This is a genomic window from Acinetobacter sp. CIP 102637 (assembly GCF_000368425.1).
In the GTDB taxonomy this organism is placed as follows: Bacteria; Pseudomonadota; Gammaproteobacteria; order Pseudomonadales; family Moraxellaceae; genus Acinetobacter; species Acinetobacter parvus.
The window spans coordinates 437,435-441,801 of sequence record NZ_KB849434.1; the positions used below are offsets into that span (position 1 = coordinate 437,435).

General features: G+C 42.1%; 4 protein-coding genes. 3 read left to right on the plus strand and 1 reads right to left on the minus strand.

Annotated features, from left to right (window positions below; all coding sequences use genetic code 11):
* The first annotated feature begins 273 nt into the window (after positions 1-273).
* Both F967_RS02500 and erpA read left to right on the plus strand, forming a co-directional pair.
* A complete protein-coding gene (locus tag F967_RS02500; RefSeq protein ID WP_004760233.1) occupies positions 274-861 on the plus strand; it encodes a recombinase family protein in 588 nt (195 codons plus the stop codon).
* Between the two features lie 196 nt (positions 862-1,057).
* Complete coding sequence (gene erpA, locus F967_RS02505; RefSeq protein ID WP_004675453.1) at positions 1,058-1,393, plus strand: iron-sulfur cluster insertion protein ErpA; 336 nt, start codon at positions 1,058-1,060, stop codon at positions 1,391-1,393.
* Between the two features lie 57 nt (positions 1,394-1,450).
* Here erpA and F967_RS02510 read toward each other — a convergent pair whose 3' ends face one another.
* Positions 1,451-2,584 (minus strand): anhydro-N-acetylmuramic acid kinase, encoded by a 1,134-nt coding sequence (locus tag F967_RS02510; protein ID WP_004797983.1) that lies wholly within the window; start codon positions 2,582-2,584, stop codon positions 1,451-1,453.
* Between the two features lie 61 nt (positions 2,585-2,645).
* Between F967_RS02510 and tyrS the strand changes: the two genes are divergently transcribed.
* Positions 2,646-3,878 carry a tyrosine--tRNA ligase gene (gene tyrS / locus F967_RS02515; RefSeq protein WP_155756393.1) on the plus strand — a complete coding sequence of 411 codons (1,233 nt, stop codon included), beginning with the start codon at positions 2,646-2,648 and terminating at the stop codon, positions 3,876-3,878.
* The last annotated feature ends 489 nt before the right edge of the window (positions 3,879-4,367 follow it).

The following is a 4,367-nucleotide window of genomic DNA, read 5'->3' on the forward strand; positions in this document are numbered from 1 at the left end:
TGGTCAGGTGGTCAGGTGGTCAGGTGGTCAGGTGGTCAGGTGGTCAGGTGGTCAGGTAAGTACAAAAAAATGAAAAAAGAGAACTTCCCTTTGCCAAAGCCCAAACGGCGCAAAACTTTGATTCAATCTATTGAGAGCCTATCATTAGACTATACCCAAAAGATAAATTGATAATTATATTTCTCACTCTATCATTTAACTTATTTACTTAGTTAAATGATAGATTTATCATAAGCCTTATTAAATGATAGCTATATGATAAGGACTGATAATATGACAATTCGTATTTATGTGAGAGCAAGTACCAAAGATCAAGATGCAGAAAGGGCACTAGCTGATCTACTCCAGTTTAGTCAGAGCTATGGAGAGCGACATAGTACTTATATTGAAAACTATTCAGGTACGAAGTTAGAGCGTCCAGAATTAAGCCGATTACTCAATGAAGCCAACAAGGATGACATCTTGCTTGTAGAGAGCGTGGATAGATTGAGCCGACTATCACAAGATGACTTTGACGTATTGAAACAACAAATTAAGGCTAAGGGTTTACGTTTAGTTGTGGCTGATCTACCAACAACGCATTCAACAAATGGCGGAATGACTGGAGAGATTCTAAACGTCATTAATGCCATGCTCATTGATCTACTGGCAACAATGGCAAAACTGGACAATGACAAACGTAAGGAGCGAATCAAGCAAGGCTTGGCACGTTCTGGATATGTACCGACTGGAAAGAAAGCGAATACAGCAAAACATGAGCGTATCAAACAATTATTGAGTAAAGGTGATATGACGAAAGACGAAATTGCCAAAGCTGTCGGGGTAGGTATTGCGACAATTTATCGTGTGATTAAAAAATGATCGTTTGGTTTTTTTTATATGTCGGTATATTTGACGGTATATTTATATTAAAAATAATTTAAATAAATATAAATCAATACATTAAATGAATAGATTTACTTTAAACTTCAAATACAGACCCGATATTGAGTATGCTATACTAAATATCGGGTCTTTTATTTTTTTAAAGACATATTGAAGTCTGAGGAACATCGTCATGAACGCCCAAGCTCTTGAATTGTCAGATAATGCTGCCAAAAAAGTTCGCCAGTTACGCGAGAGTGAGGGGAATAACGATCTCATGTTGCGTGTTTATGTCACAGGTGGAGGGTGTTCTGGATTCTCCTATGGCTTTAATTTTGCTGAAAGTGTTAATGAAGATGATGCTGAATTCAGCAATGGTGATGTAAAAATGTTGGTTGATTCCCTGAGCTATCAATACTTGGTTGGTTCAGTGGTTGACTATCTTGAAGGATTGGAAGGTTCTCGTTTTGTGGTCCAAAACCCGAATGCCACCACGACCTGTGGCTGTGGTTCATCTTTCTCGATTTAATAGAATATAAATATAAAAAAGCTTCTCAATTCGAGAAGCTTTTTTATTGCTTTAGCCTTAAACAGCGGTGATGGTTCCCAGGATACGATCACCTGACGCGCCTGTAACAGCGGGTAAATTGCCACTGAGTTGCTGAACAAAGCGCATGGCCAACCATGCAAAAGCGGTTGCCTCCACCCAGGTTGGTGCCAATCCTAAAGCATCAGTGGTTTGTACAGACCAATTATGCTTGCGTAAACGCCAGCGTAGCTGTTCCAGTAAATGTGAGTTGTAGGCTCCGCCACCGCAGACATAGATTTCACCTGTAGGCATCAGCTCCTTGCTGCGGTAAATCGCTTTCTTAATGGCCCGTGTTGTCAGTTTCATCAGTGTGGCCTGCACATTCTCAGGTGTATCTTCCAGTTCGTCATATTCCAGATCATTGCGCCAATCGCTGAGCTGCTCATCCAGCCATTCGAGGTTAAAATCTTCACGACCTGTGCTTTTCGGTGGCTCTTTGGCAAAAAATTCATGATTCTGTAAACGATCCAATAAAGAACGAATGGGATTGCCATAGGCCGCCCAGTCACCATTTTCATCGTATGGATGCCCCGTATGACGATGACACCATGCATCCATCAAGATATTGGCTGGACCTGTATCAAAACCATAGACGCCGTTTAGGTTATTGGCAGGCAACATACTGACATTGGCAATGCCCCCCAGATTCAAAATCACCCGATGGATACTGTTATGCTGAAACAATGCCTGATGAAATGCGGGAACCAAAGGCGCACCCTGTCCACCTGCCGCCATATCACGACGACGAAAATCAGAAACGACAGGAAGTTGCGTGATCTCAGTGATGATGTTGGGATCACCAATTTGCAGGGTAAAACCATGTTCAGGGCGGTGGCGAATGGTTTGCCCATGTGAACCGATGGCCTTAATTTGAGTGCGGTCTAAATTGTTCTTTTCAATCAGTTCATTGATACCCTGACCAATCATTTGCGCCAGCGCCACATCCGCCTTGCCCATGCGGTCAATTTCATTGTCATCAGGCAAGGTCAGTGCCATCAGCTCATCACGTAGCTCAGGTTCAAAAGGCACAGTCAGCGTGGCGTGTAGCGTGAGCGGCCCAAATGAAGCTGCGATAATATCCACACCATCCATGCTTGTGCCTGTCATTACACCAATATAGATTGCGTTCACCGCAACTTCTCCCTGCAACACGCTGAAAAAATGTTAGTATATCGCACAAATTGAATAACTGATGTGTTTAGGTTTTGTGATGTCAAATTTCTTGCCAGCCGAAGAACAGCTTGCTCTCATTCAAAGAGGCACGCACGAGATTATCTCTGATGAAGATTTACTGAAAAAACTCAAGGAAAATCGCCCCCTCCGTGTGAAAGCAGGTTTTGACCCAACGGCTCCTGACCTACATTTGGGACATACGGTCCTGATTAATAAACTCAAAACATTCCAGGATCTGGGACATGAGGTTTATTTCCTGATTGGTGACTACACCGCAATGATCGGCGACCCAACAGGTAAGAGTGCAACGCGCCCGCCGTTGTCCCGCGAACAGGTTGAAGCCAATGCCAAAACCTATCAGGAACAGGTATTTAAAATTCTTGATCCAAATAAAACCAAGGTTGTCTTTAACTCAGAATGGTTCAACCAGAAGTCAGCTGCGGACCTGATTCAATTGGCAAGTCAGCAAACCGTATCACGTATGTTAGAACGTGATGACTTTACTAAGCGCTATAACAACCACCAACCGATTGCGATCCATGAGTTCCTCTATCCATTGGTACAAGGTTATGACTCGATTGCGCTTGAAGCAGATGTTGAGTTAGGTGGAACAGACCAAACCTTTAACTTGCTCATGGGACGTACTTTACAAGGTCGTTATGGTCAGGAATCACAGGTGTGCATTACCGTACCGATTCTTGAAGGTTTGGATGGTGTCAATAAAATGTCTAAATCTTTAGGCAACTATATTGGTGTGTTTGATACCCCAGGCGCGATGTACCAAAAAATCCTGTCGATGCCAGATAGCCTGATTGAACGTTACTTTGACTTACTCAGCTTTAAGTCGCTGGACGAAATTCAAGGCCTGCTCGATGAAATGGCGGCAGGGCGCAATCCACAGGAGATTAAGCGTATTTTGGCACTTGAGCTGGTGGAGCGTTTCCATGATGAGGAAGCGGCAGAAAATGCACACAAGAGTGCAGGCAACCGTGTCACAGATGGCGAAGTGCCAGAAGATACACCTGAAGTGACCATTTCCCGTGCTGAGTTTGGCGGTGAATTGTTCATTGCAACCATTCTTCGCGTCGCAGGTTTAAATCCGAATGCAGCTGCTGCAAAAGATGCCGTGGGTCGTGGTGCGGTTAAAGTTGACTGGAATGTGGTTGATATGAGCTTCTCTGTAAAAGAGAATGTCACTTTAATCATTCAATCGGGTAAAAAAGCCATTGCACGAGTGACTTTCATTGACTAAATCCAAATAAAAATAATAAAAAGCAGGCCATGAGCCTGCTTTTTATACATAAATAGATGATAAAAACGCCGAAAACATCAGTTTTGTAGAAAAAAGAAACATGCAAAAGAAAATAATAAAAAACAGGGTTGCATCCATTCTGAAATGCTGTAGAATTCCCACTCATTGGCGGTGAAGCAGATAAAAACTTGTTGATAAACAAAGGTTTGATTAAGATAGTCTAGGTTGTAGGCTGGATTGGTCAGGTTTGTTTAGGTTAAGATGAGTTTTAAGAATATCGAAATTGCCTGTTGACTTTAAAGAGATTTAGGGTAACATAGCCGACCTAGCTTGATGATGACGAATCATTGAGAAGATCATTAAGAGAATAGAAGAACAACTTGTGTGGATTTTTACTGATTGATTGATCGATATATTATCATTGATTGAATGGTAGAAATTACTCGAAGTTTATTTGAGCGAATTTTTAGTCAGAAAATTGATGAGCCA

Bases quoted from the DNA above. Each gene is read 5' to 3' on its own strand.
- F967_RS02500 (WP_004760233.1), top strand. From the start codon at position 274: ATGACAATTCGTATTTATGTGAGAGCAAGTACCAAAGATCAAGATGCA.
- erpA (WP_004675453.1), top strand. From the start codon at position 1,058: ATGAACGCCCAAGCTCTTGAATTGTCAGATAATGCTGCCAAAAAAGTT.
- tyrS (WP_155756393.1), top strand. From the start codon at position 2,646: ATGTGTTTAGGTTTTGTGATGTCAAATTTCTTGCCAGCCGAAGAACAG.